Raw genomic sequence first — 26,579 nt, 5'->3', positions numbered from 1 at the left:
CACTCCAAAAGGGTGTACTCGGTCAAATGTGGGAGGCGGCTTGCCCCCGATAGCGGCGACACCGCCACTACAAATTATCGATATGCCGATAATCCAACTGCAACCCGGCCGCCAGCGCCTCGGCCCGGCCCAGCCTGATTGGCCCGCGCTCGATATCCACCAGCAACCCTGAACACTCCAACGACGGCAACGCGGCGATGTCCTTGAGGCGTCCATCGGTGATCACCAATAAACGCTGGTCCTCAGCCGGATAACGCCTGCGCCGAGCCGTCAGCCACTGCCCGGCCTCGGTCAGTGCGGCCAGCAATGGGGTGCCACCGCCCGCGCCGAGCTGATCCAGCCAGCCTGCCAAGCCTTTCGCGGCCTTCAAGCCCTGCACCTGCCATTTGGGCGCCTGCCCGCTGGCGGTCAGCAATGCCATGCGCGCCCGTTGTCGGTACGCGTCATCAAACAACTGGGCCAGCAAGCCCTTGGCATCGGTCAACGCGTGATGGCGCCGAGTAGAGGCCGATGCGTCGACAATCACCAGCCACAATTGCTGGGCAGAACGGCTGCGCAGGTGAAACAGCAAATCCTCACGGGATTGCGGTCGGCCGCCAAGCAAGGTGCCCGGCCAGTTGATCGAACCCTGTTGCGCGCTGCGCGCCTTGCCCTGCCTGCCTCTGTCCAGTCGCCCTGCCTTGGGCCGGGCATCCGCCCCCGCGTCAGGTCGGGGGCGAATGCCTAGGGCTTTTTTGGCCAGCTGGGTACTTCGCGACGTGCGCCGGTGGGCAGCGGCGGCGCGGGCATGTCACCCCACTGGCCTTGACCCGGCGAAGCCTCGCTGGAATTGGGCGACTGGCCCTCAGGCGGTGGACTGGCGGGCGGCGACTGTTCCTGGCGACGGTGGCGCAGGGCAAACTCAGCCACTGCTTCAATATCCTCCTCGGCAATTTCATCAGCGCCGCGCCACGCCGCATGGGCCCTGGCGCCGCGCAGCCAGACCAAGTCCGCGCGCAAGCCGTCGACGCCCGCAGCAAAGCAACGCTCGGTAATCTGCGCCAAGGCCTGGTCATCCAGCGCGATACTGTCGAGCCGCGCCCGAGCCTGGGTGCAACGCTCGCGCAGGGCCGCCTGGGGCTCGGCCCACTGGGCGCAGAACGCGACAGGATCGCTGTCGAAATCCAGGCGACGGCGAATGATCTGGCCACGCTCGGCTGGCAAGGTCTGCCCACTCAAGGCCACGTTAAAACCGAAACGGTCGAGTAACTGCGGACGCAACTCACCCTCTTCCGGGTTCATCGTGCCGATCAACACAAAACGCGCGCTATGGCGATGGGAGATGCCGTCACGCTCGATCAGATTGGTGCCGCTGGCCGCCACGTCCAGCAACAGGTCCACTAAGTGGTCGGCCAGCAAGTTGACTTCATCGACATACAACACGCCGCCATCGGCCTTGGCCAATACGCCGGGGGAAAACTGCGCGCGGCCCTCGCCCAGCGCAGCGTCGAGGTCCAGGGTACCGACCAGGCGCTCCTCGGTCGCACCCAACGGCAAGGTGACGAATTGACCGCTCGCAAGCAGGTCCGCCAGGCCACGGGCCAGTGTGGACTTGGCCATGCCACGCGGGCCTTCGATCAGCACACCGCCGATCTTCGGGTCGATGGCGGTCAGGCACAGCGCCAGTTTCAGGTCGTCGGCGCCGACCACGGCGGACAGCGGGAAATGGGGAATATCGGTCATCCGGTCTCTCTTTAAATTCTGCTGTACACGTAATCACCCTGTCACGAGCCCGCTTCTTGTGGCGAGCGGGCTTGCCCCGCGTTGGGCTGCGAAGCAGCCCCAATAGAAGCGCCGCAGTCTGCCAGGCAGCTCCGGGGCTATGTTTTGGGGCCGCTTCGCAGCCCAACGCGGGGGCAAGCCCGCTCACCACAACAGCACCGCCCGCCACAACGGCCCATCTCGCGCTCTAACTGCCTTCTTCTATATCCAGCAACAGATTTTCCAACGCTTCACGGTACGCCCCTGGCTCTTGCCAAAGGCCACGCTGTTGCGCCTCCAGCATGCGCTCGGTCATGTCCCGCAATGCCGCGGGGTTGTGCTGCTGCACAAACGCGCGGGTGTCGGGGTCGAGCAGGTAGGCGTCGGCGAGCAAGGCGTATTGATGATCGTCGATCAGCGCCGTGGTGGCGTCGAAGGCGAACAGATTGTCCACGGTCGCGGCCATCTCAAACGCACCTTTATAGCCATGACGCTTCACCCCATCGATCCACTTGGGGTTGGCAGCGCGGGCACGGATCACCCGGTTCAGCTCTTCCTTCAAGGTGCGGATCTTCGGCAAGTCCGGCTGGCTGTGATCACCGTGATAGCTGGCAGCCTTATCGCCGCTCAGGGTTTCCACGGCGGCGAGCATGCCGCCCTGGAATTGGTAGTAATCGTTGGAGTCGAGCAGGTCGTGCTCGCGGTTGTCCTGGTTTTGCAGCACGGCCTGCACCTGGCTCAGGCGCTGGGCGAACTGCTCGCGGGCGGCGGTGCCTTCGTCGGCGCCGCCATAGGCGTAGCCGCCCCAGTTCAAGTAGACCTCGGCCAAGTCCTCGCGGCTTTGCCACAGGCGGCCATCGATCGCGCCCTGCACGCCTGCGCCATAGGCACCGGGCTTGGCGCCAAAAATGCGCCAGCCGGCCTGTTTCGCCGCGGCCTCTTCATCCAGGCCAGACGCCAGCAACGCCGCTCGTTCGCTGCGCACCTTGGCGGCCAGTGGGTTCATGTCGTCCGGTTCGTCCAACGCCGCCACCGCCTGCACCGCCGCGTCAAACAAGCGGATCAGGTTGGCGAAGGCATCGCGGAAAAACCCGGACACCCGCAGCGTCACATCCACACGCGGGCGGTCCAGCAGGCTGACCGGCAGGATTTCAAAGTCATCCACCCGCTGGCTGCCCGTGGCCCACACCGGGCGCACGCCCATCAGCGCCATGGCCTGGGCGATATCATCGCCGCCGGTGCGCATGGTCGCGGTGCCCCAGACCGACAGGCCCAACTGGCGCAAATGATCGCCGTGGTCCTGCAAATGCCGCTCAAGAAGCAAGCTGGCCGACTGGAAGCCGATGCGCCAAGCCGTGGTGGTGGGCAGGTTGCGCACATCGACGGTGAAGAAATTGCGCCCGGTGGGCAGTACATCCAAGCGCCCACGACTCGGCGCGCCGCTCGGACCTGCCGGCACGAAACGGCCGTCGAGGGCGTCCAGCAAACCGCGCATTTCCGCCGGGCCGCAGGCATCCAGGCGTGGTGCCACGACGATGCGCAGGCTTTCGATAACCGCTTTCACGTCTTCCCAGCCGGGTTCTTCCAACTGTTCAAGGGGACCTTCCAACGCCTGCTCGATCAGCCGCGCCGCGTACAACTCCAGACGCTCGCGGGTGTCGCCGGCGGTGCGCCACACCTGCGCATCGATGCTCTGCAACACCGCCGGGCGGCGCCCAGTCCACGGTTCGGCCAGGGCGCAGTCCAGCGGGTCGAAGCCCAGCCCAAAGGCCTTGGCCAACACGCGCAGCAAACTCGATTGCGGGCCACGGCCATCGCCTCGGGGGATGCGCAGCAAGGCCAGCAACGTATCAATGCGCAAACGGCCTTGCGGCGATTCACCGAAGATATGCAGGCCGTCGCGGATCTGCGATTCCTTCAAATCACACAGGTAGGTGTCCAGGCGCGGCAGCCAAATCGCCGCATCGGCGTCGCCATCCAGTTCAAGCTCCTGGTCGATACGGGTTTCGCGCACCAGCTTAAGGATGTCTTTTTGCAGCTCACGGGCACGGCGTGGGTCGAGCAGTTGGGCCTCGTAATACTCGTCCGCCAACAGCTCCAGGTCACGCAGCGGGCCGTAGGTTTCGGCGCGGGTCAGCGGCGGCATCAGGTGATCGATGATCACTGCCTGGGTGCGCCGCTTGGCCTGGGCGCCCTCGCCCGGGTCGTTGACGATAAAGGGGTAGATATTCGGCAGCGGCCCCAGTATTGCGTCAGGCCAGCAGTGTTCCGACAGGCCCACGCCCTTGCCCGGCAGCCATTCCAGATTACCGTGCTTGCCTACATGGATGACGCCATGGGCGCCATAGGTGTGGCGTAACCAGAAATAGAACGCCAGATAGCCGTGGGGCGGCACCAGGTCCGGGTCGTGGTACACCGCACTGGCGTCCACCTGGTAACCCCGCGCCGGCTGGATGCCGACGAACGTCAGGCCCAGGCGTAGGCCGGCGACCATCAGGCGGCCATCGCGGAACATCGGATCGTTATGGGGCGTGCCCCAGCGCTCCAGCACGGCGCGCTGGTTGGCTTCAGGCAGGCGCTTGAACATCGCCTCGTACTCATCCAGGCCCAGGCTTTGATGGCACGGGCGCAGGTCGAGGCTGTCCAGATCGTTGGTGACGCCACCCAACAAGTCGTGGATCAAGGCGGTGCCGCTTTCCGGCAGTGCCGCTGGCACCGGGTAACCTTCAGCTTGCAACGCACGCAGGATATTCAGCGCCGCCGCTGGGGTGTCCAAGCCCACGCCGTTGCCGATGCGGCCATCGCGGGTCGGGTAGTTGGCAAGGATCAGCGCGATGCGTTTGTCCGCATTCGGCACACGCGCCAGTTCGACCCAACGGCGCGCCAGCTCGGCGACAAAATCCATACGCTCGGGCGCTGCGCGGTAGCACACCACGTCCGACTGGCTGCGTTCGCTGCGCCAGGCCAGGTCTTTGAAGCTGATCGGCCGGCTGATAATGCGGCCGTCCAGCTCCGGCAAGGCAATGTGCATCGCCAGGTCGCGCGGACCCAGGCCTTGTTCACTGGCCTCCCAGCCGGGCTGGTTGTCCTGGGCGCAAATCGCCTGGATCACCGGAATGTTGCGGCGAAATGGCCGCAAATGCGGGGCTTCGGGGCTGGATTGGGCAAAACCGGTGGTATTCAGAATCACCGATGCCTGCACTTCATCCAGCAAATCCTCGACCACCGCGAGGCAGCCGGGCTCTTTCAAACTGGCCACCGCCATCGGCAACGGGTTGAGGCCCGCCGCCTGCAAGCGCTGGCAGAACACATCGATAAAACCGGTATTGGCCGCCTGCAAATGGGAGCGATAGAACAGCACCGCCGCCACGGGATGGTCGGCGTGCCAATCTGCCTGCCAGTCGCTCAGGCGAGCATTGGCTTTGCCGGGATGATAAATCGCCGTACGCGGCAAGGCTTGCGGCTCGGCCCACGAGTAGTCGCGGCCCATATAGCCGCTGGCCAGGCAGCGATAAAAGTCCAGCGCGTTGCCAAGCCCGCCCTGGCGCAGAAACTGCCACAAGCGATCCCGCGCCTCGACGCCGACGGTACTGAGACCGCTGAGTTCCGGGTCCGGGCGATCATCCCCCGGCACCAGGATCAGCTGCACACCGCGCTCGGCCAACTCCACCAAGCGCTCGATGCCGTAGCGCCAATAACCGATGCCACCGTGCAGGGAAATCAGGATGACCTTCGCGTGGCGCAGCACCTCATCGACATACAGGTCGACCGAAGCGTGGTTCTGCACCTGCATCGGGTTGGCCAGGCGCAGGCTCGGGTAGTCATCCGGCAACTGCTGGGCCGCTTCGGCCAGCAGCGCCAGGCTGGAATCACCGCTGCACAGGATCACCAGCTCGGCGGGGGTTTGTCCAAGGTCGGCAATATTGTCGTCCGCGACAAAACCACCGGGCTGAGTCCTGAGCAGGTGCATGGATTAAACGCTGAGCGCGGCGCGCAGTTGCGCTTCGAGGCCGACCGCATCCAGGTCCTGGCCGATCAGCACCAGGCGCGTGATGCGTGCTTCGTCAGCACCCCAGGCGCGGTCGAAGTGTTTGTCAAAGCGGGTGCCCACGCCCTGGATCAACAGGCGCATCGGCTTGTTCGGGATCGCGGCGAAGCCTTTGACACGCAAGATGCCGTGTTGCACGACCAGTTGAGTCAATGCGTCGAGCAGCAGCGCTTCGTCGGCCTGGGGCAGGTCGATGGAGATGGAATCAAACGCATCGTGGTCGTGATCGTCTTCACCTTCGTGGTGATGATCGTGATGACTATGACGACCGTCGATATGCTCTTCGGAGCCGGCACCCAGGCCAATCAACACGTCCAGGGGCACGCGACCGCTGCTGGCCTCGATGATTTTGACGGCTGGCGGCAGCTCTTCGGCGACTTCCAGGCGCACACGGGCCAGGTCTTCCGAGCTGATCAGATCGGCCTTGTTGAGGATGACCAGGTCCGCGCTGGCCAATTGGTCGGCGAACAGCTCGTGCAGTGGCGACTCATGGTCCAGGTTCGGGTCGAGTTTGCGCTGGGCGTCCACTTGATCGGGGAACGCAGCAAAAGTACCGGCGGCCACGGCCGGGCTGTCGACCACGGTGATCACCGCGTCAACCGTGCAGGCGCTGCGGATTTCCGGCCACTGGAAGGCTTGCACCAGCGGTTTTGGCAGGGCCAGGCCCGAGGTTTCGATGAGGATATGGTCGAGGTCGCCGCGACGGGCGACCAGTTCGCGCATCACCGGGAAGAACTCTTCCTGCACGGTGCAGCACAGGCAGCCGTTGGCCAGTTCGTACACGCGGCCATTGGCTTCTTCTTCGGTGCAACCGATGGAGCACTGCTTGAGGATTTCACCATCAATGCCCAACTCGCCGAACTCATTGACGATGACGGCGATGCGACGGCCCTGGGCGTTGTCGAGCATATGGCGCAGCAAGGTGGTTTTGCCCGAGCCGAGGAAGCCGGTAACGATGGTGACGGGGAGTTTGGCCAGTGTTTTCATCGGATGCCCTTGGGGGCGGGCATACGGGACGATAGGCCCTGCGGCGCGGCGCAGAAGCGGATTTCGTCACCGGATCACCCCGCCCGGTTGAATTAGAAAATCGGTTGCGAGGCAGGTCTCCTGGCTTAGGGCTTGCGGGTCGTTAGACCGGCGCCGGCTGCGCCTTCCCGCCGGTGATGGCAGTGGCGTGGCAGTCGGATGAACCCTTCACAGTTGCGGGGGCAGCCGCGGATTGAACCGCGTTCCCTTCTTAGCTTCGGCCTGGGCCGAAGAACCTCGAAGGTGCAAGGCTACAGGGGCTCGGTGAATTTGACTACCGTCGCTCTGCATGCTTTCCTACATGCCTTGTTTCGGGTGCCCTTCACAGGGTGAAACGGGAAACCGGTAAATCATGCCTGCCATGACCAGTCCGGTGCTGCCCCCGCAACGGTAAGCGAGTGAAGCGTCAGATCCACTGTGCCTGTAAGGCATGGGAAGGCGATGCTTTATAGACCCAGTGTCCCTCGCAAGCCCGGAGACCGGCCCGAAAAATCAGATAACAAACCCGCGGTGGGCGGGCGCTGTTCGGAACTCTGCGTGCCTGGCTCGCGGGGTTTTCATGCGCTCGTTTCATCCAGACACCTGAAAGGGACGCGCCATGTCAATCATCAGCAGCACTTCGCACTCCGCCAGCAGCACCTCTACCTTGAGCCAACGCCTGACCGCCGCCATCGGCGCGTCGATCCTCGGCGCGTGTCTGGTGTATTTCGCCGGTTTCTCGCATATCGAGGCGGTGCACAACGCTGCCCACGATACCCGCCACAGCGCCGCGTTTCCGTGCCACTGAGACCTGCCTACATGATCAAGCGTATTGCGCAAACCGCAGGTTTCACCGGCCTGTTGGCCGCGCTGCTGCTGACCCTGCTGCAAAGCTTTTGGGTCGCCCCGCTGATTCTTCAGGCGGAAACCTTTGAAAAAGCCCCGGCGGCAACCGAAGTGGTGCATGAGCACGCTGCCGGCGCTGCTGCCCACACCCACGATGCCGAAGCCTGGGAGCCTGAAGATGGCTGGCAGCGCGTGCTGTCGACCACCGGTGGCAACTTGGTGGTGGCGGTTGGTTTTGCACTGATGCTGGCCGGCCTCTACACATTGCGCGCCCCCACCCGCACGGCGCAGGGCCTGCTGTGGGGCCTGGCCGGTTACGCAACCTTCGTGCTGGCGCCGACGATGGGCCTGCCACCCGAGTTGCCGGGCACCGCCGCCGCTGATCTGGCACTGCGCCAGACGTGGTGGATCGGCACTGCGGCCTCCACCGCTGCCGGGATTGCGCTGATCGTGTTCGGGCGCAACTGGCTGCTGAAAGTGCTGGGCGCTGCCATCCTCGCGGTACCGCACGTCATTGGCGCGCCGCAACCGGAAGTGCACGCAATGCTCGTGCCGCAAGCCCTGGAAACGCAGTTCAAAATCGCTTCGCAACTGACCAACGTGGCGTTCTGGCTGGCCCTGGGCCTGATCAGCACCTGGCTGTTCCGCCGCAAACGCGACGATCAATACTCGGCATGACCTACGTGGTCGGCCTGGGTTGCCAGCGGGGTTGTGAAGTTCACACCCTGCTGGCGCTGTTTGATACCGCCCTCGCTGAGGCAGGGATTGATCCCCAATGCATCACCGCGCTGGCCAGTATCGACCGCAAACACGACGAGCCAGGCTTACTGGCTCTGGCACGGCACTTGAACCTGCCGCTGGAGTGCTTCAACGCCGAGCAACTGGCGATTTATGAACACCGGCTAAGCCACAAGTCCGACGTCGCGTTCGCCCACACGGGGTGTTACGGCATCGCAGAAAGTGCCGCCCTGGCCCTTGTTGAACAGCTCGGCGGCGCGCCTGCCCAGTTGCTCATCACCCGCAAAAAAACCGCCCAAGCCACCTTTGCGTTGGCCTGCGCCGGTTAAAACCCCGATAATCGCCCTCCCCGATCATGAGCAATCTTCATGCTCGCCCGTTTTTTGACAGGAATTCTCCATGACCGTCTACTTCATCGGCGCCGGCCCCGGCGACCCGGAATTGATTACCGTCAAAGGCCAGCGGCTGATCCGTAGTTGCCCGGTGATCATTTATGCCGGTTCGCTGGTGCCTGCGGCGGTATTGGAAGGTCATCAGGCAGAACACGTGGTCAACAGCGCCGAACTGCACCTTGAACAGATCATCGACTTGATCAAGACCGCACACGCCAAAGGCCAGGACGTGGCGCGCGTGCACTCCGGGGATCCGAGCCTTTACGGAGCGATCGGCGAGCAGATCCGCCTTTTGCGGGAATTGGGCATTCCATTCCAGATCATTCCTGGCGTCACCGCCGTAGCGGCCTGCGCAGCGTTACTGGAGACGGAACTGACCCTGCCAGACATCGCCCAAAGCGTGATCCTGACCCGTTATGCCGATAAAACCAGCATGCCCGCCGGTGAGGGTTTCGACAGCCTGGCGCAGCACGGTACGACCATGGCCATTCATCTGGGGGTGAATCATCTGGAGAAAATCGTCGCCGAACTGCTGCCGCACTATGGCGCGGATTGCCCGATCGCCGTGGTGCATCGCGCGACTTGGCCGGATCAGGATTGGGTAGTGGGCACCCTTAGTGATATCGCCGAGAAAGTCGCGTCCAAAGGTTTTCGGCGTACGGCGTTGATTGTGGTGGGCCGGGTGCTGGCGAGTGACAGTTTCAGTGAGTCGTCGCTGTATCGGGCGGGGCATGCGCACCTTTATCGACCTTGATTTTTCACTTCACAAAAACCCTATAAGCCACTGATAAATATCAATAAATACAGATAAATTTGGGAGAGGCTTGCTCCCGATAGCGGTGGGTCAGCTTCTAATATGGCAACTGAGCTACCGCTATCGGGAGCAAGCCCCCTCCCACAGTTAATCTTAGTTGTTAGGTTTATTGCGTAAGATTCTGAATTTAAAGCAAAAAAACGGCGCTCACGGGGCGCCGTTTTTCTGTTCGCAGTGAACGCCTTACTCAGTAGTAGGCGTTTTCTTTCTGCGTGTGGTCCGTCACGTCACGGACGCCCTTGAGCTCCGGAACGCGCTCCAGCAGGGTGCGCTCGATGCCTTCACGCAGGGTCACGTCCGCCTGGCCGCAGCCCTGGCAGCCGCCGCCGAACTTCAGCACGGCGATACCGTCATCGACCACGTCGATTAGGCTGACCTGGCCGCCGTGGCTGGCCAGCCCTGGGTTGATCTCGGTTTGCAGGTAGTAGTTGATGCGCTCGTTGACCGGGCTGTCGGCGTTGACGCTCGGCACCTTGGCGTTCGGCGCCTTGATGGTCAACTGGCCGCCCATACGGTCGGTGGCATAGTCCACCACCGCGTCGTCCAGGAAGGCTTCGCTGAAGTGGTCGATGTACGCGGTGAAGCTTTTGAGCCCCAGGGCGGTGTCTTCAGGTTTCTCTTCACCGGGTTTGCAGTAAGCAATACAGGTCTCGGCGTACTGGGTGCCGGGCTGGGTGATAAAGACGCGGATGCCGATGCCTGGGGTGTTCTGCTTGGACAGCAGGTCAGCCAGATAATCGTGGGCGGCGTCGGTAATGGTTATGGCAGTCATGGAAACTCCTCACAGGCTTGCCCGGAGTTTACGCCAAATTATTACGGAGGTACAAAGTCCTAGTGTTTTTGTCGGGTTAGGCTTTGGTTTCGGGGTGGTGGTGTGGATGTGGGGTGTATATCCGTTATTTAGGTGGCGGCTACAATTGGTTCCGACCTGACGGCGGGTCACTTTTGAAAAGAGCCAGAATGCCGGCCCCGCCAAAAGTAACCAAAAGGCTCTTGCCCCACCACTCGGTGCCTCGCCTAGGCGCGGCATGGCCGTAATCCGAGATTGATTTTGGGGGGCGTTTTCAGATCAAAAGCTAGAGCGCGACGGCTTTAGAGCCGACTGGATTTTTGTCTGGTGTACTCGGGTAAAAATGTGGGAGGGGGCTTGCTCCCGATGGCAGTGGGTCAGTTACAGATCTTTTCGCTGACACACCGCCATCGGGAGCAAGCCCCCTCCCACATTTTGATCTCCATGTATCAGATAGGTATCAGCCTGCTTTTGCTCTGCTTTTGCCCTGCTTTTGCTCTGCTTTTGCCCTGCTTTTGCTCTGCTTTTGCCCTGCTTTTGCCCTGCTTTTGCTGTGCTTTTGATTTGGCCCTTACATCCTTTTCGCTGACGAAGTCAGCGGTCTTTTGATCTGCGCTTTTGATTGTGATCTTGGGCGCCCCGTCAAACACGCTGGCCGAACGCAGGCTTGAATCCGTGGGTAACCCGGCAGGACGCCGGGTTAGCCGCGCTGGGCCATGGATGGCCCATCGCGGCGGCCCACGGATTCAAGCCGGAGTGAGGGCACACCGAGCCTAGGCGAGGTGCCGAGTGTTGGGGCGAAGCGTTTTTGGTTACTTTTTGCGCTCTTCAAAAAGTGACCCGCTGTAAGAGCGGAACCCATAGCCGCCGTGACCTAAATAACGGATATGCCCGCCCCCCCCCCCAATCACTCACAAATTCTCATACCGATTCATATCCAGGACCCCCGCCTCAACCGGCGTAGTTTCCCGAACATACTCAGACAAGTCGTGGAAATACTGCCAAAACAGCGGATGACTACGCCTCACCCCCCAACGATCCACAATCTTCTCAAACTGCGCGACATCCTTGACCTGCTCCATCTGCGCCACAAAAACAGGCACTTCCTGCGCCGGAATATTGAACATGAAGTTCGGATAACTACTGAGCACCCCAGGGTAAACAGTCACCGTATCCAGCCCCGGCTGATAGCGGTACGCCTCACCCAGCAAAAACGCCACATTACTGTGAGCCCTATTACGCAGCAGGCTGTAAACCACACGCGTCCCACGGGCAGTCTCAACACGCAACATCGTCGCCTCAGGCAACTGATCTATCACCTTAAGACCAGCCGCCGGACGCAAGGTCAGCCGGCTAAGCGCCTGCTCAGCATCCTGCAAGGCAGGCTCAATACCGTCACGCGAACAATAAGCACCAGAACAGCGATTGATCGGGTCCGGGCTCGCATTCAGATCGCCGTAACGGGCAATCAACTGGTTGGCAAAGTCCCGCTTGGGATCCTGTTCATTGAGGTGCAAGCCTGTAGGCTTATCGTCATCAATGGCTTCGTAATCCAGCCACAGCTTGATCTTGCCGCTGTTCTGGTACCAGTCGTCCATAAAGTCTTCACGAGAGTCCGCCGGCATCAGGCGCAGGAAGTTCTGCTCGGCACCGTTACGGATCAAGTCGAAGTAAAGGCGAGTCTGGGCCTGGTGCGAGACATTGCCAAACACATCGAAATTCACCGCCAACTGGTAATAGGTCCGTTCCAGCAACGGATAGTCGAACAGCCACATCGTCTGAGGCACTTCGCCGATCAGGCCTTTGTTGACCGATGCACTGTCAAAGTGGCGGAAGATACTCAGCAAGGCGTTGTCATTGCCCGCCCACAGGCTCGACCAACTGGGTGGCGGCAAATCGGCATAACTGTCCCGGCGCAGCGCTTCGTACTGGTTGCGCTTGTCGCGATAGGCCAGCCACAGGCTCAACACGCTGCCTACATCATCGTTCTGCCCCGGCATGGCGAGCAACGGCGTGGCCTGTCCGCGATAACGTGCATCGGTGATGTACAGGTCGTGGTCCGGGTCCTGGAACAGGGCCCAGAAGTTGTCGCGGATCACATCCGTGGCGATCTGCCCACGGCACACCGGCCCACGAATAAAGGTGCGTACAAAGTACTCGGCGTTATCCAGCATGAACTGGTAGCGCGCCTTGGCGGGGATTGCCTCGAAGGTGTCGAACGGATTGGCGCGACGTCCAGGACCGTAACCCGGCAAGGCGCTGACCTGCCAATCGCCGGTGTAAAACAGCGCTTTGATCCGCGCCATTTTGGCAGCGCTGAACGGATAGGTAATGTGAGTCTTGTGCACGATCACGCCCTGCACCGGCCACAGGCGGTAGTACACCCGCGTGCCCGGATCGTCATTGGGGCGACGGGTGCTGATCAGGTCGATGGGCTGCCCACTCGGCGTGCGCGAGCGCACCCACTGGAAGAAATGCCCCGGCTCGCCGTTCTCGAAATAGATATGGGCTAGGAACAAGTGCTCGAACAACCAGCGGGCCACCAGGCTTTCTCGGGCGCCGGGCTGGTTGAGCAGGTTTTCCCACTGCTGCACCTGCAAGGCTTCCTTGGCACTCGGTGCCAGGCCCTGCTCATCGATCGGCGCGCCGGACGCCAGCCAGCGCTGCAGCGTCTGGTATTGCTGGTCGGTCAGGCCGGTGACCGCCAATGGCATGCCTTCCTTAGGATGACTGCCTGCGTAGGCATTGAATTCGCCGGGGGTGGCGCACATGTTTTCGCGGTTCAGGCCCAGCACAATGTCGTCCGGCAGCTTGGCGTTGGGCTGCAGCGGCGCGTTATGCCCCAGTTCCAGCATGCGTGCCATCAACGCGGCCTGGCTGCCCTGGGCGTCCAGCACCGAATAGAAGCCCTTCTGCTGCCAGGCTTGCTTGCCGAATGCGTCATAGAACAAACGCGTAGTCGGCGCAGCCTGGCTGCGCTCGCCGTCGTACACAGGCACTTTGCTCGCGCCTCGGGCGGCGCCCTCGGCACTGCCCAGGTTGAGCTGGCAGGCGGAGTCATAGCAGGCATGGCAGGCCACGCACTTCTCGGTGAAAATCGGTTGGATGTCGCGGGTGTAGGAGATCGCCGGGGCGGGACCTTCTGCCTGGGCAGTACTGGCAATCAATGCCAGGACGGCGCTGACGATAAGACGAAGTGACATGTATCCGGTCCCGATTCAATGCGTGCGCTGAAAAATTGCCGGTGATTCTACCGGGCCATCGCACCTCACAACGTGAGCGATATTCATGCAAAAGCCGGACATGCCGCAAATCCGCACAGGTTTGCTATGATCCACGCCCTCCGTAATGCCTGACCAGAGTAGTCCCATGTCCGATCGTAGCGCTCGTCTGCAAGCCCTCCACCACGCCCTCAAGGAACGCATCCTGATCCTCGACGGCGGCATGGGCACGATGATCCAGAGCTATAAACTGGAAGAGCACGACTACCGTGGCAAACGCTTTGCCGACTGGCCGAGCGACGTCAAGGGTAACAACGACCTGTTGGTGATTACCCGCCCGGACGTGATTGGCGGCATCGAGAAGGCCTACCTGGATGCCGGCGCCGACATCCTCGAAACCAACACATTCAACGCCACGCGCATTTCCATGGCCGATTACGGCATGGAAGAGCTGGCCTATGAACTGAACGTCGAAGGCGCACGCCTGGCGCGCAAGATCGCGGACGCCAAGACCGCCGAGAACCCGGACAAGCCACGCTTCGTTGCCGGCGTCCTGGGCCCGACCAGCCGTACCTGCTCGCTGTCGCCCGACGTGAACAACCCCGGCTACCGCAACGTGACCTTCGATGAACTGGTGGAAAACTACACCGAGGCCACCAAAGGCCTGATCGAAGGCGGTGCGGACCTGATCCTGATCGAAACCATCTTTGACACCCTCAACGCCAAGGCCGCGATCTTCGCCGTGCAGGGTGTGTTCGAAGAGCTCGGCATCGAATTGCCGATCATGATCTCCGGCACCATCACCGACGCCTCCGGCCGTACCCTCTCGGGCCAGACCACCGAAGCATTCTGGAACTCGGTCGCCCACGCCAAGCCGATTTCCGTGGGCCTGAACTGCGCCCTGGGTGCCAGCGAGCTGCGCCCGTACCTGGAAGAGTTGTCCAACAAGGCCAACACCCATGTGTCGGCACACCCGAACGCCGGCCTGCCCAACGAATTCGGCGAGTACGACGAGCTGCCTTCGGAAACCGCCAAAGTCATCGAAGAGTTTGCCCAGAGCGGCTTCCTCAATATCGTCGGCGGCTGCTGCGGCACTACGCCTGGTCATATTGAAGCCATCGCCAAGGCCGTGGCCGGTTATGCGCCGCGCCCGATCCCGGATATTCCCAAGGCCTGCCGCTTGTCGGGCCTGGAGCCATTCACCATTGATCGCAGCTCGCTGTTCGTCAACGTCGGCGAACGCACCAACATCACCGGCTCCGCACGCTTTGCCCGCTTGATCCGCGAAGACAACTACACCGAAGCCCTGGAAGTCGCCCTGCAGCAGGTGGAAGCCGGCGCCCAGGTGATCGACATCAACATGGACGAAGGCATGCTGGATTCGAAGAAGGCCATGGTGACCTTCCTCAACCTGATCGCCGGCGAGCCGGACATCTCCCGCGTACCGATCATGATCGACTCCTCCAAGTGGGAAGTGATCGAAGCCGGCCTCAAGTGCATCCAGGGCAAGGGCATCGTCAACTCCATCAGCATGAAGGAAGGCGTCGAGCAGTTCATTCACCACGCCAAGCTGTGCAAGCGCTACGGCGCCGCCGTGGTGGTGATGGCTTTCGACGAAGCGGGCCAGGCCGACACCGAAGCGCGCAAGAAAGAAATCTGCAAACGCTCCTACGACATCCTGGTGAATGAGGTCGGCTTCCCGCCGGAAGACATCATCTTCGACCCGAACATTTTTGCGGTCGCCACCGGTATCGAAGAGCACAACAACTATGCCGTCGATTTCATCAACGCCTGTGCCTACATCCGCGACGAGCTGCCGTATGCGCTGACCTCCGGCGGCGTGTCCAACGTGTCGTTCTCGTTCCGTGGCAACAACCCGGTGCGCGAAGCGATCCACTCGGTGTTCCTGCTGTATGCGATCCGCAACGGCCTGACCATGGGTATCGTCAACGCCGGCCAGTTGGAGATCTACGACCAGATCCCGGCCGAGCTGCGCGAAGCCGTTGAAGATGTAGTCCTCAACCGCACCCCGGAAGGCACCGACGCCCTCCTCGCCATCGCCGACAAATACAAGGGCGACGGCAGCGTAAAAGAGGCCGAGACCGAGGAATGGCGCGGTTGGCCGGTGAACAAGCGCCTGGAACACGCGCTGGTCAAGGGCATCACCACCCACATTGTTGAAGACACCGAGGAATCCCGGCAGTCGTTCGCGCGCCCGATCGAAGTGATCGAAGGCCCGCTGATGTCCGGCATGAACATCGTCGGCGACCTGTTCGGTGCGGGCAAAATGTTCCTACCCCAGGTGGTGAAATCCGCCCGTGTGATGAAGCAGGCCGTGGCTCACTTGATCCCGTTCATCGAGCTGGAAAAAGGTGACAAGCCGGAAGCCAAGGGCAAGATCCTGATGGCCACGGTGAAGGGCGACGTGCATGACATCGGCAAGAACATCGTCGGCGTAGTGCTCGGTTGCAACGGTTATGACATCGTCGACCTGGGTGTGATGGTGCCGGCGGAGAAGATCCTGCAGGTGGCCAAGGAGCAGAAGTGCGACATTATCGGGCTGTCCGGCCTGATCACGCCGTCCCTGGACGAGATGGTGCATGTGGCCCGCGAGATGCAGCGTCAGGACTTCCACCTGCCCCTGATGATCGGCGGCGCGACCACCTCCAAGGCGCACACGGCGGTGAAGATCGAGCCTAAGTACAGCAACGACGCGGTGATCTACGTCACCGACGCCTCACGCGCGGTGGGCGTGGCCACGCAGTTGCTGTCCAAGGAGTTGAAAGCCGGCTTCGTCGAGAAGACCCGCCTGGAATACATCGATGTGCGTGAGCGCACCTCCAACCGCAGTGCGCGCACCGAACGCCTGAGCTACCCGGCGGCCATCGCCAAGAAGCCGCAGTTCGACTGGAGCAACTACACACCGGTGGTGCCGACGTTTACCGGTGCCAAGGTGCTGGACAATATCGACCTCAACGTCCTGGCCGAGTACATCGACTGGACTCCGTTCTTTATCTCCTGGGACCTGGCCGGCAAATTCCCACGCATCCTCACCGATGAAGTGGTGGGCGAAGCCGCCACCGCGCTGTACGCGGATGCCCAGGAAATGCTCAAGAAGCTGATTGATGAAAAGCTGATCAGCGCACGTGCGGTGTTTGGTTTCTGGCCGACCAACCAGGTGCAGGACGATGACCTTGAAGTGTACGGCGACGACGGCCAGCCAATTGCCAAACTGCACCACCTGCGCCAACAGATCATCAAGACCGACGGCAAGCCGAACTTCTCCCTGGCCGACTTCGTCGCGCCTAAAGACAGCGGCGTGACCGACTACATCGGTGGCTTTATCACCACCGCCGGCATCGGCGCCGAAGAAGTGGCCAAGGCCTACCAGGATGCCGGCGACGATTACAACTCGATCATGGTCAAGGCCCTGGCCGACCGTCTGGCCGAAGCCTGCGCCGAGTGGCTGCACCAGCAAGTGCGTAAAGAGCACTGGGGCTACGCCAAGGACGAGCAACTGGACAACGAGGCGCTGATCAAAGAGCAATACAGCGGTATCCGCCCTGCTCCCGGCTACCCGGCGTGCCCGGATCACACCGAGAAAGCCCAGTTGTTCCAACTGCTCGACCCCGAGGCCCGCGAAATGCACGCCGGGCGCAGCGGTGTGTTCCTTACCGAACACTACGCGATGTTCCCGGCGGCGGCGGTCAGCGGCTGGTACTTCGCCCACCCGCAAGCGCAGTACTTTGCCGTGGGCAAGGTCGACAAGGATCAGGTCGCCAGTTACACCGCCCGCAAGGGCCAGGACCTGGCCGTGACCGAGCGCTGGCTGGCGCCGAACCTGGGTTACGACAACTAAGCCCTGACGGAGGAACGTGCCCACGCTCAACGCGGGCATGCAGCCCGTGACACTGCGCGTCGCCTCCCCGAACCCGCCTCGGGCAATCGTCTATGCTATCCCTCACACACCTTGTGTCGAGGGACCTATGGACGATCCAGCCAACTACAAGCCCCCTACCTTCTGGCAGATGCTCCACAGTGTGGTGGCCGCTGCGTTTGGCGTGCAGAGCGGCAAGAATCGAGCCCGCGACTTCACCCATGGCAAGCCCAGCCACTTTGTGATCCTGGGCATCCTGTTTACGGCGGTGTTTGCCTTGACCTTGTTTGGAATCGTCAAGCTGGTGCTGCACCTGGCCGGCGTCTAGCGCAGCAACAGACGTAGGCTGAATGGGTAGCGATAGGACTCGGGCTTGCCCTGGGCCGACAGCACGCGAAAATTCACCGACGGTGTCGGCCCCAACAAACGCCGCGCCTGGCCGGCATCGATCAATTGGAACAACGTCAACTGCCGGTCGCGCCCGCCGTATGCGCCAATGTCCAGGCCCTTGGCATCATCATGAACCAACACCATGGCCCAGCCGCCGACAGTGAAATGCCCGGCGACCAGGGACGACAAGCGTCCGTCCAGTCGAGCCTGCAAAATCTCCGGCGAGCTGTTGATCGCGCTGAACAGCACGTCCTTACCCGGTAACCGCCCGCTGGCCTGCAGCGCCTGCATGGCGCCCAGCGCCATCTGATCGTTGGCCGACCACACCAGCGCCGTCTGCGGGTAGCGCTTGAACAGTTGCGTCGCTTGCTCGAAGGCGCGCTCGCAGCTCCATTCACCGTAGACCAACTGACGCAGGCGCACCTCGGGATGTTCGGCCAGCGCCCGACGCATGCCCCGCTCACGCAATTGCGCGCCCGGCGTGGTCTTGACGCCGGAAAAGGCCAACAGGTCGAGGGATTGACCGGGCGCAACCGGTCCGTGCTGGCGCAGCAAGTCGCGGAGCATCAGGTAGCCAGCCTCTTCATCGTCAGCGACCAGGCTGCCGATCAAACGGATGCCACTGCGGGTTCCCAGCAAATGCATCTGGTCGGGGGTCAGCGCGCTGTTCACCAACAGCAGCTTGACGCCACTGCCCTCGGCCATGCGCAGGATCTGCGGTGCAACGTATTGCTCATTCACCAGCACCAGGTAATCAGGTCGCTGGTTACCTTGCAGCACCTCACGCGCCTGAAGCAGCGTATTGTCGGGATTACGCTCGCCATAACGCACACGCAATTCCAGGCCGAGGTCCTTGGCGGCGGCCTGCATGAATTGCGTGTAGCTGACCCAGAAGGTTTCCGTCGACACGCCCGGATTGAGAAAGACCACCGACGTTGCATGAGCCATCACTCCATACGTCGATCCCAGCAACCAGACACACGTAATCAACACCTTCAACATAGATGCCTGAGCCTCGAAAATAGGCCGCCATGATAGTAGCAATGCCCAACCCAATCGAGGTTCGATCAACCACCTTTATTGGTGGCTTACCCAAAACACGGCAGTTCCCACCACCAGAATGATCAAGAACAGAATGGCCCACGCATCCACGGTACTGTCGGGTTTACGGGCTTTTGTCGGATTGCTCATCGCATCGCCTCTTGTCGGTTTTATAGGTGATTGCACTAAGACTCGCTCACAGTAAAGTTGATGATTGCCCGCATGACAAATGTGGATATCGCGATAACTGTTCTCATTAGTCATTTTGGTTATTTGCATATACTCAAACATCACTTTTGCGCATAAACGCAAACTGGTATCGTGCGCCGGCTCCGTTGGGAGTGCGCGGCCGTGCGCGCAGATTTGCCGAGAACAGGACCTATATGTACGTATACGACGAATACGATCAGCGCATCATCGAGGACCGCGTTAAGCAGTTCCGTGATCAGACCCGACGCTACTTAGCAGGTGAACTGAGCGAAGAAGAGTTCCGCCCTCTGCGCCTGCAAAATGGCCTTTATGTTCAGCGCTTTGCGCCGATGCTGCGGGTGGCCGTGCCCTATGGCCAACTGACTTCGCGCCAGATGCGCATGATGGCCAAGATTGCCCGCGACTTCGACAAAGGCTATGCCCACATCAGTACCCGCCAGAACGTACAGTTCAACTGGCCGGCGCTGGAAGATGTGCCGGACATCCTCGCCGAGCTGGCCACCGTGCAGATGCACGCCATTCAGACCAGCGGTAACTGCCTGCGCAACGTGACCACCGACCAATTCGCCGGTGTTGCCGCCGATGAGTTGATTGACCCACGCCCATGGTGCGAAATCGTCCGTCAATGGACTACCTTCCACCCCGAGTTCGCCTACCTGCCGCGCAAGTTCAAGATCGCCGTCAACGGCTCGACCTCGGACCGCGCCGCCATCGAAGTCCACGACATCGGCCTGGAGCCGGTCTACAACGCCGCTGGCGAGCTGGGCTTCCGTGTGCTGGTGGGTGGCGGCCTGGGCCGTACCCCGGTAGTTGGCGCGTTTATCAACGAGTTCCTGCCGTGGCAAGACTTGTTGAGCTACCTCGACGCCATCCTGCGTGTCTACAACCGCTATGGCCGTCGTGACAACAAGTACAAGGCCCGGATCAAGATCCTGGTCAAGGCGCTGACCCCTGAGGTATTCGCCCAGAAAGTCGATGCCGAGATGGAACACCTGCGCGGCGGCCAGACCACCCTGACCGAAGCCGAAGTGCACCGCGTCGCCAAGCACTTCGTCGACCCCGAGTACAAGGCCCTGAGCAATCAGGACGCCGAACTCGCCGCACTCGACCAGCAGCACCCGGGCTTCGCCCGCTGGCGTACGCGCAACACCCTGGCGCACAAAAAGCCGGGCTATGTGGCCGTAACCCTGTCGCTCAAGCCTACCGGTGTTGCCCCAGGTGATATCACCGACAAGCAGCTGGACGCCGTTGCCGACCTGGCCGACCGTTACAGCTTCGGTCAACTGCGCACCTCCCACGAGCAGAACATCATTCTCGCGGATGTGGAGCAGAGCCAACTGTTCACCCTGTGGGGCGAACTGCGCGAAGGCGGTTTCGCCACGCCGAACATTGGCCTGCTGACCGACATCATCTGCTGCCCAGGCGGCGATTTCTGCTCCCTGGCCAACGCCAAGTCGATCCCGATTGCCGAATCGATCCAGCGCCGTTTCGACGACCTGGACTACCTGTTCGACATCGGCGAGCTGGACCTGAACATTTCCGGTTGCATGAACGCCTGTGGTCACCACCACGTCGGCCACATCGGTATCCTGGGCGTGGACAAGAAAGGCGAAGAATTCTACCAAGTGTCCCTGGGTGGCAGCGCCAGCCGCGATGCGAGCCTGGGCAAGATCCTCGGCCCGTCCTTCGCCCAGGAAGCCATGCCCGAGGTGATCGGCAAACTGATCGATGTGTACATCGAACAGCGCACCGAAGATGAGCGTTTCATCGACACCTACCAGCGCATCGGCATTGACCTGTTCAAGGAGCGCGTCTATGCAGCGAATCATTAAGAACAACGAAGTCCTCGACGAAACCTGGCACCTGCTGCCCAAGGACGCGAGCTTCGACGGCATTTCCAACTGCGACGACCTGATCGTGCCGCTGGCCCTGTGGCGCGAGCATGGCCACGCGCTCAAGGCCCGCGACGGCGGCCTCGGTGTGTGGCTGGACGCCGATGAAGAAGCCGAGGAGATCGGTCCTGACGTGGAACACTTCCAGGTCATCGCCCTGAATTTCCCGGCCTTCACCGACGGTCGCAACTACTCCAACGCACGCTTGCTGCGTGACCGTTATGGTTACAAAGGTGAGCTGCGGGCGATCGGCGATGTGCTGCGCGACCAGTTGTTCTATCTGCGTCGTTGCGGGTTCGATGCCTTCGCGCTGCGCGCAGACAAAGACCCGTACGAAGCATTGGAAAGCCTCAAGGACTTCTCGGTGACGTACCAGGCTGCAACCGATGAGCCGTTGCCGCTGTTTCGCCGGCGTTAAGTCTGCGGACATGAAAAAGCCCTGGCATGCCAGGGCTTTTTTTATGGTTGAAGTTTTATCGACGCCAGCACCTGCTTCTGCCCCATGGAGCATGGCACGCCTTCCGGCTGCGCCCGCACGGCCTCGATCACGCCCAGCAACTGCGCTTTGCTGTGGGCCAATTGCGCTTGCATCACTTCGATCTGTGCCACTTTGCGCTCCAGGGCCTCGATCAACTCGTCGCGCTTGTGCTCTCCAGGCGCAGGCATCAGCGCCTTGAGTTCCTGCAAGGTAAACCCGGCCTGCTGCGCACTCTGAATCAATTGCAGGGTCTGCAAGGCCTCAGGTGCATAACGCCGGTATCCGTTGGACTGGCGTCCGACCTGACTGATCAACCCTTCGCTCTCGTAAAAACGAATGCGTGAAGCGGCCAGACCGCTCTGTTTTGCCAGCTCACCAATATTCATCACAACGCCTGCTTGACATTAAAGTTAACTTTAAGCTTAGCCTGAGCCCTCCCCCGCTCAGGAGTCAACTCATGTCACCTTTTGAAGCCCTGCAACTGCCCAACGGCCAAATCATCGCCAATCGCATCGCCAAGGCTGCGATGGAAGAGAACATGGCCGATATCAACCAAGCGCCGTCCCGCGAATTGAAGCAGTTGTACAAGGCCTGGGCAGATGGCGAACCCGGCCTGCTGCTGACCGGCAATGTGATGATCGACCGCCACGCCATGACCGGCCCCGGCGGCGTGGCCCTGGAAAACGAGGAGCACCTGGACAGCTTTCGCGAATGGGCCGATGTAGCCCGTAACAAGGGCGTGCACTTCTGGATGCAGCTCAGCCATCCAGGGCGCCAGACCATGGCCAATCTCGGGCAACAAGCCTTTGCACCGTCGGCCATTGCGCTGGACCTGGGCAGCTTTTCCAAGATGTTCGCCACACCAAAAGCGATGACCGAAGACGATATTCAGGACGTGATCCGGCGCTTCGCAACCAGCGCACGCCTGGCCGAGAAAGCTGGCTTTACCGGGGTGCAGATCCACGGCGCCCACGGCTATTTGCTGAGTCAATTTCTCTCGCCCTTGAGCAACCACCGCAGCGACCGTTGGGGCGGCTCGCTGGAAAATCGCGCGCGCCTGCTGCTGGAAGTGATTCACGCCGTGCGCGCCAGTGTCAGCCCGTCGTTTTGCGTGGCGGTCAAACTCAACTCGGCGGATTTCCAGCGTGGCGGCTTCGATGAAACCGATGCGCGCGCGGTGGTCAAAATGCTCAACCCGTTGCCCATCGACTTGTTGGAATTGTCCGGTGGCAGCTACGAGTCGCCCGCCATGCAAGGCGAAGCGCGGGATGGTCGCACCCTGGCCCGTGAGGCGTATTTCCTAGAATTTGCCGCAGAAATGGCCAGCGTCGCCACCATGCCCGTGATGGTCACCGGTGGCATTCGCCGACTGCCTATCGTGAAGCAGGTACTGGACAGCGGCATCGCCATGGCCGGTATCGCCACCGCCCTGACCCTGGAACCACAATTGATCAAGCATTGGCGCGAAGGACGCGACCTCAACCCGCAACTCAAACCGATCGATTGGAAGCGCAAGCCTCTGGCCTCACTCGCTACTCTCGCCGTGGTGCGCGGCCAGATGCGCCGCCTCAGCCGTGGTCGTTTGCCCAACCCCAAGGTTATCCCCTGGCTGGCCCTGGCGTGTGACCAATGGTTTATCGCTCGGCGCACTCGGCAGTACCGTGCGGCCATGACGCAATCTTCACATTAAAGACGGAGCATTCGCCGTGATCGAGCTGTCCCCTATTGATCAGCAGTTTTTTAACCTCACTGACGATTGGAGTGCTTCATGGCGAAAATCAACCTGGCCCAGCAACTGGCGACCACCCTTGAACAGGCGGGCATCAAGCGCATTTGGGGCCTGACCGGCGACAGCCTCAACGGCCTCACCGACGCCTTACGCACCATGGACAGCATTGAGTGGATGCATGTGCGCCACGAAGAAGTCGCCGCGTTTGCCGCCGGTGCCGAAGCAGCAGCCACCGGCGAGTTGACGGTGTGCGCAGGCAGCTGCGGGCCGGGCAATCTGCACTTGATCAATGGTCTGTTCGACTGCCATCGCAACCATGTGCCAGTGCTGGCGATTGCCGCGCAGATTCCGTCTTCGGAAATTGGCTTGAACTACTTCCAGGAGACCCATCCCCAGGAACTGTTCAAGGAATGCAGCCACTTCATCGAGCTAGTCACCAACCCCGCGCAGATGCCCCAAGTGCTGCACCGCGCCATGCGCTCGGCGATCCTCAATCGCGGCGTAGCAGTGGTGGTGATTCCGGGGGATGTGTCGCTGCTGGAAGTCGAAGACACCCTCAAGCCGTGGCCGGCCCTGCACGCGCCACGCACACTGCCTGCGGAGGCCGATCTGCTGCACTTGAGCGAGATCCTCAAGGACAGTGAAAAAGTCACGCTGCTGTGTGGCAGCGGCTGTGCGGGCGCCCATGCGCAAGTGGTGGCCCTGGCCGATACGCTGGGTGCGCCGGTGGTGCACGCCCTGCGCGGCAAAGAACATGTGGAATGGGATAACCCGTTTGATGTGGGCATGACTGGCCTGATCGGCTTCAGCTCCGGTTACCACGCCATGCTCGACTGCGACACGCTGATCATGCTCGGCACGGACTTTCCATATCGCCAGTTCTACCCTGCGGACGCAAAAATCATCCAGGTCGACCGCAACCCACAGGCATTGGGTCGTCGCGCTACCTTGGACTTGGGCATCGCCGCAGATGTGGGCGAAACCATCGACGCCCTCCTGCCGCGCTTGACCCGCAAGACGGATCGCAGCTTCCTTGAGACTTCATTGAAGCATTACGTGAAAGCCCGCCAGGGGCTCGATGACCTTGCGCAACCTTCAAAAGCCAACCGGCCGATCCATCCGCAATACGTCGCGCGATTGCTCAGTGAGCTGGCCGACGATGATGCGATCTTTACCGCCGATGTCGGTTCGCCCACGGTCTGGGCGGCGCGCTACCTGAAGATGAACGGTAAACGCCGCCTGATCGGCTCGTTCAACCACGGCTCCATGGCCAACGCCATGCCCCAGGCCATTGGCGCGCAGGCAGCATTCCCGGGGCGGCAAGTGATTTCGATGTCCGGCGATGGCGGGTTCGCCATGTTGATGGGGGATTTCATCTCGCTGGCGCAGCTGAAGCTGCCGGTGAAAGTCATCGTGTTTGATAACTCGTCACTGGGGTTCGTCGCCATGGAGATGAAGGCGGCGGGTTATCTGGACGCGGGCACCGAACTGAAAAACCCGGATTTCGCGGCGATGTCCAATGCCATGGGTATCCTCGGCATTCGTGTGGAGCAGTCCGAAGACCTGGAGCCGGCCCTGCGCCGCGCCCTGGCCCACGATGGCCCGGTGCTGGTGGACGTGGTGACTGCCACCCAGGAACTGGTGATGCCGCCGAGCATCAAGCTGGAGCAGGCCAAGGGGTTTAGCTTGTACATGCTCAAGGCGGTGATGAGTGGGCGTGGCGATGAGGTAATCGAGCTGGCGCGAACCAACTGGCTGCGCTGATCTAAACATGTGGGAGGGGGCAACCCCCTTCCCACGCTTTACGCTATTGCCAACTCAAGCCGTTTGTTTTTCTACCCACTGGCCGTAGGCATCGATAAACGCCTGCAAAAACGGCTTGGTCTTTTCCGACACTTTGCCCGACTCATCAAACACACTGCCCGCCCCACCCAGGTAGGCTTCGGGCTGCTGCATGCACCACACATCCAGGAACACCAGGGACTGACGCAGATGGTGGTTGGCGCCAAAGCCTCCGATAGCGCCAGGCGACACACTGATGATCGCACCCGGCTTGCCGCTCCAGGCGCTTTGCCCATAAGGACGGGAACCCACATCAATCGCGTTCTTCAACGGGGCCGGCACCGAGCGGTTGTATTCCGGGGTCACGAACAGCACCGCGTCGGATGAACTCACCTGTTTGCGGAAAGTACTGTAGGCTGCCGGCGGTGAATCAGCGTCGATGTCTTCGTTGTAGAGCGGCAAATCGCCAATTTCGACGATGTTCAACTTCAGATTGGCTGGGGCCAGTTCGGCCAATGCCAACGCGACCTTGCGGTTGATCGACTGTTTTCTCAAGCTGCCAACCAGGACGGCAATCGTGTAGACCTTGCTCATTGAGGTTTTCCCGATGTCTGACTAAAGGAGCTTGTAGTTATAGAGGCTTCACGACAGGTTCACCAGAAGGTTTTGAGAATCCTCCAGACGTTTGCCTCGCACCTCTCTGCGTAGGAAGCGTCGTAAAATCCCAGCGAATAGTATTTTTTTTCCGTAGGCAAACTACCCCTCTTTATTACGGTCTACAGAACCGCAAATCGAGTGTTTATCTCCAGAGGTTCTAAACAGATGGCAGCAGTACTTGTCGGACAGTTCCATGCCAGAGACGCGGAAGGTCGCGTTTATTCCGTGCATGAGTTCCAGGAATCCAACCCGGCGCAAGGCGACCTGGCTGGCTCGGCGCCCACCACAACCTACAAGCTGGCCATTGGCGACCGTGTAGAAAAACTGGAAGGCGATGAGTTCAAACTGATCCAGTCGGGCATCATTATTGTCCGCGAATCGCAAACCACCCTCGCTTCATAAGATCTCGCCTTGATGACCTGCTCAGTCCTGGCCATTGCTGGCGTTGACTGGGCTGGGGTGATCAGGGGCTGCGGATTTCCGTCACTTCGATGCCCTGCTCGCCTTGCTTGAGCGTGACCAGCAAGTGCCCCCGCTCCCCTTCCACGGCGTACATCGAGCGCGTGTAGCCCGACGTGTTGTACGCGGGATACGCCTCCACCTGCCTGATCAAGGTCACCCCCAACACCGCCCCCACTTGTTCGCCGACCTGTTCCTGGGCACGGATAAACGCTTCGAGCGCCAGGCTTTCCGGTGTGTTGTTGTCGTGATTATTGAAGAGATAAGCCGCCGCGCACCCCACGGTCACCAGAACCAGGAGTTGCTTGGCCGTTACCCCGAAGAACATCGAGGGAATAGGCATTCGAGACCAGACCTGTTTTTGTTGTAGTGCCGGTACCCGGCTTTGGTCGCTGATGATCAGACGAGCCATTCTAGTAAGGTCGTGGCTGAACGCCAGTGGCATAGGCGACCTGCACCGTCTTTTTTGC

21 protein-coding genes and 2 riboswitches are annotated in these 26,579 nt (G+C 61.1%); of the genes, 11 read left to right on the top strand and 10 right to left on the bottom strand.

All coding sequences use genetic code 11. From position 1 onward, the window contains the following. Positions 1 to 67: 67 nt before the first annotated feature. The 4 genes from ACEN2T_RS15730 to cobW form a co-directional block, all read right to left on the bottom strand. Positions 68 to 670: a vWA domain-containing protein gene (locus tag ACEN2T_RS15730; RefSeq protein ID WP_442117002.1), complete on the bottom strand. Its 603-nt coding sequence runs from the start codon at positions 668 to 670 to the stop codon at positions 68 to 70. A gap of 53 nt (positions 671 to 723) precedes the next feature. Beyond that, positions 724 to 1,722 carry an ATP-binding protein gene (locus ACEN2T_RS15725; RefSeq protein WP_442116965.1) on the bottom strand — a complete coding sequence of 333 codons (999 nt, stop codon included), beginning with the start codon at positions 1,720 to 1,722 and terminating at the stop codon, positions 724 to 726. A gap of 226 nt (positions 1,723 to 1,948) precedes the next feature. After that, positions 1,949 to 5,710, bottom strand: a complete 3,762-nt coding sequence (cobN, locus tag ACEN2T_RS15720) for a cobaltochelatase subunit CobN (RefSeq protein WP_099602912.1) — start codon at positions 5,708 to 5,710, stop codon at positions 1,949 to 1,951. Between the two features lie 3 nt (positions 5,711 to 5,713). Then, the gene (cobW, locus tag ACEN2T_RS15715; RefSeq protein ID WP_099602913.1) at positions 5,714 to 6,775 is read right to left on the bottom strand and encodes a cobalamin biosynthesis protein CobW; all 1,062 of its coding nucleotides are present in this window, start codon (positions 6,773 to 6,775) and stop codon (positions 5,714 to 5,716) included. Positions 6,776 to 6,868: 93 nt separating this feature from the next. Beyond that, positions 6,869 to 7,069, bottom strand: a riboswitch (cobalamin riboswitch). 41 nt (positions 7,070 to 7,110) lie between these two features. Further along, positions 7,111 to 7,316, top strand: a riboswitch (cobalamin riboswitch). Positions 7,317 to 7,412: 96 nt separating this feature from the next. Between cobW and ACEN2T_RS15710 the strand changes: the two genes are divergently transcribed. From ACEN2T_RS15710 to cobM, 4 genes are all read left to right on the top strand, one after another. Continuing rightward, positions 7,413 to 7,601, top strand: a complete 189-nt coding sequence (locus tag ACEN2T_RS15710; protein WP_012723860.1) for a CbtB domain-containing protein — start codon at positions 7,413 to 7,415, stop codon at positions 7,599 to 7,601. 11 nt (positions 7,602 to 7,612) lie between these two features. Further along, positions 7,613 to 8,317: a CbtA family protein gene (locus ACEN2T_RS15705; protein ID WP_442116964.1), complete on the top strand. Its 705-nt coding sequence runs from the start codon at positions 7,613 to 7,615 to the stop codon at positions 8,315 to 8,317. Then, on the top strand, positions 8,314 to 8,706 hold the full coding sequence (locus ACEN2T_RS15700) for a cobalamin biosynthesis protein (protein WP_032887089.1): 393 nt from the start codon (positions 8,314 to 8,316) through the stop codon (positions 8,704 to 8,706). Before ACEN2T_RS15705 ends, ACEN2T_RS15700 begins: the two co-directional genes overlap by 4 nt. Before the next feature lie 70 nt (positions 8,707 to 8,776). After that, positions 8,777 to 9,523: a precorrin-4 C(11)-methyltransferase gene (cobM, locus tag ACEN2T_RS15695; protein WP_095185923.1), complete on the top strand. Its 747-nt coding sequence runs from the start codon at positions 8,777 to 8,779 to the stop codon at positions 9,521 to 9,523. Positions 9,524 to 9,770: 247 nt separating this feature from the next. Here cobM and nfuA read toward each other — a convergent pair whose 3' ends face one another. Together nfuA and ACEN2T_RS15685 are read right to left on the bottom strand one after the other, a co-directional pair. Then, complete coding sequence (gene nfuA, locus ACEN2T_RS15690; protein WP_032887092.1) at positions 9,771 to 10,355, bottom strand: Fe-S biogenesis protein NfuA; 585 nt, start codon at positions 10,353 to 10,355, stop codon at positions 9,771 to 9,773. A gap of 929 nt (positions 10,356 to 11,284) precedes the next feature. Further along, positions 11,285 to 13,576, bottom strand: coding sequence for a fatty acid cis/trans isomerase (locus ACEN2T_RS15685; protein WP_442116963.1), 2,292 nt, complete (start codon positions 13,574 to 13,576; stop codon positions 11,285 to 11,287). 166 nt (positions 13,577 to 13,742) lie between these two features. On the opposite strand from ACEN2T_RS15685, the gene metH reads away from it, so the two are divergent. Then, the gene (gene metH, locus ACEN2T_RS15680; RefSeq protein ID WP_095185926.1) at positions 13,743 to 17,453 is read left to right on the top strand and encodes a methionine synthase; all 3,711 of its coding nucleotides are present in this window, start codon (positions 13,743 to 13,745) and stop codon (positions 17,451 to 17,453) included. 127 nt (positions 17,454 to 17,580) lie between these two features. Then, the gene (locus ACEN2T_RS15675; protein ID WP_032885836.1) at positions 17,581 to 17,799 is read left to right on the top strand and encodes a DUF2970 domain-containing protein; all 219 of its coding nucleotides are present in this window, start codon (positions 17,581 to 17,583) and stop codon (positions 17,797 to 17,799) included. Here the strand turns inward: ACEN2T_RS15675 and ACEN2T_RS15670 are convergent. Then, entirely contained in the window at positions 17,796 to 18,863 is a 1,068-nt protein-coding gene (locus ACEN2T_RS15670; protein WP_442116962.1) for an ABC transporter substrate-binding protein, read from the bottom strand. The genes ACEN2T_RS15675 and ACEN2T_RS15670 overlap by 4 nt on opposite strands. Positions 18,864 to 19,285: 422 nt before the next feature. Here ACEN2T_RS15670 and ACEN2T_RS15665 point away from each other — a divergent pair, with 422 nt between their 5' ends. Next, positions 19,286 to 20,944: a nitrite/sulfite reductase gene (locus ACEN2T_RS15665; RefSeq protein WP_032885834.1), complete on the top strand. Its 1,659-nt coding sequence runs from the start codon at positions 19,286 to 19,288 to the stop codon at positions 20,942 to 20,944. After that, positions 20,928 to 21,422: a DUF934 domain-containing protein gene (locus ACEN2T_RS15660; protein ID WP_032885833.1), complete on the top strand. Its 495-nt coding sequence runs from the start codon at positions 20,928 to 20,930 to the stop codon at positions 21,420 to 21,422. Before ACEN2T_RS15665 ends, ACEN2T_RS15660 begins: the two co-directional genes overlap by 17 nt. A gap of 41 nt (positions 21,423 to 21,463) precedes the next feature. On the opposite strand, the gene ACEN2T_RS15655 is transcribed toward ACEN2T_RS15660, so the two are convergent. Continuing rightward, a complete protein-coding gene (locus tag ACEN2T_RS15655; RefSeq protein WP_032885832.1) occupies positions 21,464 to 21,868 on the bottom strand; it encodes a MerR family transcriptional regulator in 405 nt (134 codons plus the stop codon). 71 nt (positions 21,869 to 21,939) lie between these two features. Here ACEN2T_RS15655 and ACEN2T_RS15650 point away from each other — a divergent pair, with 71 nt between their 5' ends. Together ACEN2T_RS15650 and poxB are read left to right on the top strand one after the other, a co-directional pair. Further along, entirely contained in the window at positions 21,940 to 23,172 is a 1,233-nt protein-coding gene (locus tag ACEN2T_RS15650; protein WP_442116961.1) for an NADH:flavin oxidoreductase/NADH oxidase family protein, read from the top strand. Positions 23,173 to 23,250: 78 nt separating this feature from the next. Further along, on the top strand, positions 23,251 to 24,975 hold the full coding sequence (poxB, locus tag ACEN2T_RS15645; RefSeq protein WP_442116960.1) for a ubiquinone-dependent pyruvate dehydrogenase: 1,725 nt from the start codon (positions 23,251 to 23,253) through the stop codon (positions 24,973 to 24,975). Between the two features lie 54 nt (positions 24,976 to 25,029). Here the strand turns inward: poxB and ACEN2T_RS15640 are convergent, their stop codons facing one another. Next, positions 25,030 to 25,587 (bottom strand): NADPH-dependent FMN reductase, encoded by a 558-nt coding sequence (locus ACEN2T_RS15640; protein WP_032885829.1) that lies wholly within the window; start codon positions 25,585 to 25,587, stop codon positions 25,030 to 25,032. Between the two features lie 228 nt (positions 25,588 to 25,815). Here ACEN2T_RS15640 and ACEN2T_RS15635 point away from each other — a divergent pair, with 228 nt between their 5' ends. Continuing rightward, complete coding sequence (locus ACEN2T_RS15635) at positions 25,816 to 26,052, top strand: hypothetical protein (protein ID WP_032885828.1); 237 nt, start codon at positions 25,816 to 25,818, stop codon at positions 26,050 to 26,052. A gap of 61 nt (positions 26,053 to 26,113) precedes the next feature. On the opposite strand, the gene ACEN2T_RS15630 is transcribed toward ACEN2T_RS15635, so the two are convergent. Continuing rightward, the gene (locus ACEN2T_RS15630) at positions 26,114 to 26,452 is read right to left on the bottom strand and encodes a hypothetical protein (protein ID WP_401380098.1); all 339 of its coding nucleotides are present in this window, start codon (positions 26,450 to 26,452) and stop codon (positions 26,114 to 26,116) included. Positions 26,453 to 26,579: the final 127 nt, after the last annotated feature.

It is taken from the genome of Pseudomonas sp. W22_MBD1_FP4 (genome assembly GCF_052113765.1).
GTDB classification, from domain to species: Bacteria; Pseudomonadota; Gammaproteobacteria; order Pseudomonadales; family Pseudomonadaceae; genus Aquipseudomonas; species Aquipseudomonas sivasensis.
Note: the sequence above shows the minus strand (reverse complement) of the source record. Positions and strands in the feature narration are given on the sequence as shown.

What these genes read in the sequence shown, in the direction of transcription:
- ACEN2T_RS15700 (WP_032887089.1), top strand. Translation starts at nt 8,314, where the DNA reads ATGACCTACGTGGTCGGCCTGGGTTGCCAGCGGGGTTGTGAAGTTCAC.
- ACEN2T_RS15685 (WP_442116963.1), bottom strand. Translation starts at nt 13,576, where the DNA reads ATGTCACTTCGTCTTATCGTCAGCGCCGTCCTGGCATTGATTGCCAGT.
- ACEN2T_RS15675 (WP_032885836.1), top strand. Translation starts at nt 17,581, where the DNA reads ATGGACGATCCAGCCAACTACAAGCCCCCTACCTTCTGGCAGATGCTC.
- nfuA (WP_032887092.1), bottom strand. Translation starts at nt 10,355, where the DNA reads ATGACTGCCATAACCATTACCGACGCCGCCCACGATTATCTGGCTGAC.
- ACEN2T_RS15670 (WP_442116962.1), bottom strand. Translation starts at nt 18,863, where the DNA reads ATGTTGAAGGTGTTGATTACGTGTGTCTGGTTGCTGGGATCGACGTAT.
- cobN (WP_099602912.1), bottom strand. Translation starts at nt 5,710, where the DNA reads ATGCACCTGCTCAGGACTCAGCCCGGTGGTTTTGTCGCGGACGACAAT.
- ACEN2T_RS15705 (WP_442116964.1), top strand. Translation starts at nt 7,613, where the DNA reads ATGATCAAGCGTATTGCGCAAACCGCAGGTTTCACCGGCCTGTTGGCC.
- ACEN2T_RS15725 (WP_442116965.1), bottom strand. Translation starts at nt 1,722, where the DNA reads ATGACCGATATTCCCCATTTCCCGCTGTCCGCCGTGGTCGGCGCCGAC.
- ACEN2T_RS15710 (WP_012723860.1), top strand. Translation starts at nt 7,413, where the DNA reads ATGTCAATCATCAGCAGCACTTCGCACTCCGCCAGCAGCACCTCTACC.
- ACEN2T_RS15655 (WP_032885832.1), bottom strand. Translation starts at nt 21,868, where the DNA reads ATGAATATTGGTGAGCTGGCAAAACAGAGCGGTCTGGCCGCTTCACGC.
- ACEN2T_RS15640 (WP_032885829.1), bottom strand. Translation starts at nt 25,587, where the DNA reads ATGAGCAAGGTCTACACGATTGCCGTCCTGGTTGGCAGCTTGAGAAAA.
- ACEN2T_RS15635 (WP_032885828.1), top strand. Translation starts at nt 25,816, where the DNA reads ATGGCAGCAGTACTTGTCGGACAGTTCCATGCCAGAGACGCGGAAGGT.
- ACEN2T_RS15630 (WP_401380098.1), bottom strand. Translation starts at nt 26,452, where the DNA reads ATGCCTATTCCCTCGATGTTCTTCGGGGTAACGGCCAAGCAACTCCTG.
- cobM (WP_095185923.1), top strand. Translation starts at nt 8,777, where the DNA reads ATGACCGTCTACTTCATCGGCGCCGGCCCCGGCGACCCGGAATTGATT.
- cobW (WP_099602913.1), bottom strand. Translation starts at nt 6,775, where the DNA reads ATGAAAACACTGGCCAAACTCCCCGTCACCATCGTTACCGGCTTCCTC.
- ACEN2T_RS15665 (WP_032885834.1), top strand. Translation starts at nt 19,286, where the DNA reads ATGTACGTATACGACGAATACGATCAGCGCATCATCGAGGACCGCGTT.
- metH (WP_095185926.1), top strand. Translation starts at nt 13,743, where the DNA reads ATGTCCGATCGTAGCGCTCGTCTGCAAGCCCTCCACCACGCCCTCAAG.
- ACEN2T_RS15660 (WP_032885833.1), top strand. Translation starts at nt 20,928, where the DNA reads ATGCAGCGAATCATTAAGAACAACGAAGTCCTCGACGAAACCTGGCAC.
- ACEN2T_RS15650 (WP_442116961.1), top strand. Translation starts at nt 21,940, where the DNA reads ATGTCACCTTTTGAAGCCCTGCAACTGCCCAACGGCCAAATCATCGCC.
- poxB (WP_442116960.1), top strand. Translation starts at nt 23,251, where the DNA reads ATGGCGAAAATCAACCTGGCCCAGCAACTGGCGACCACCCTTGAACAG.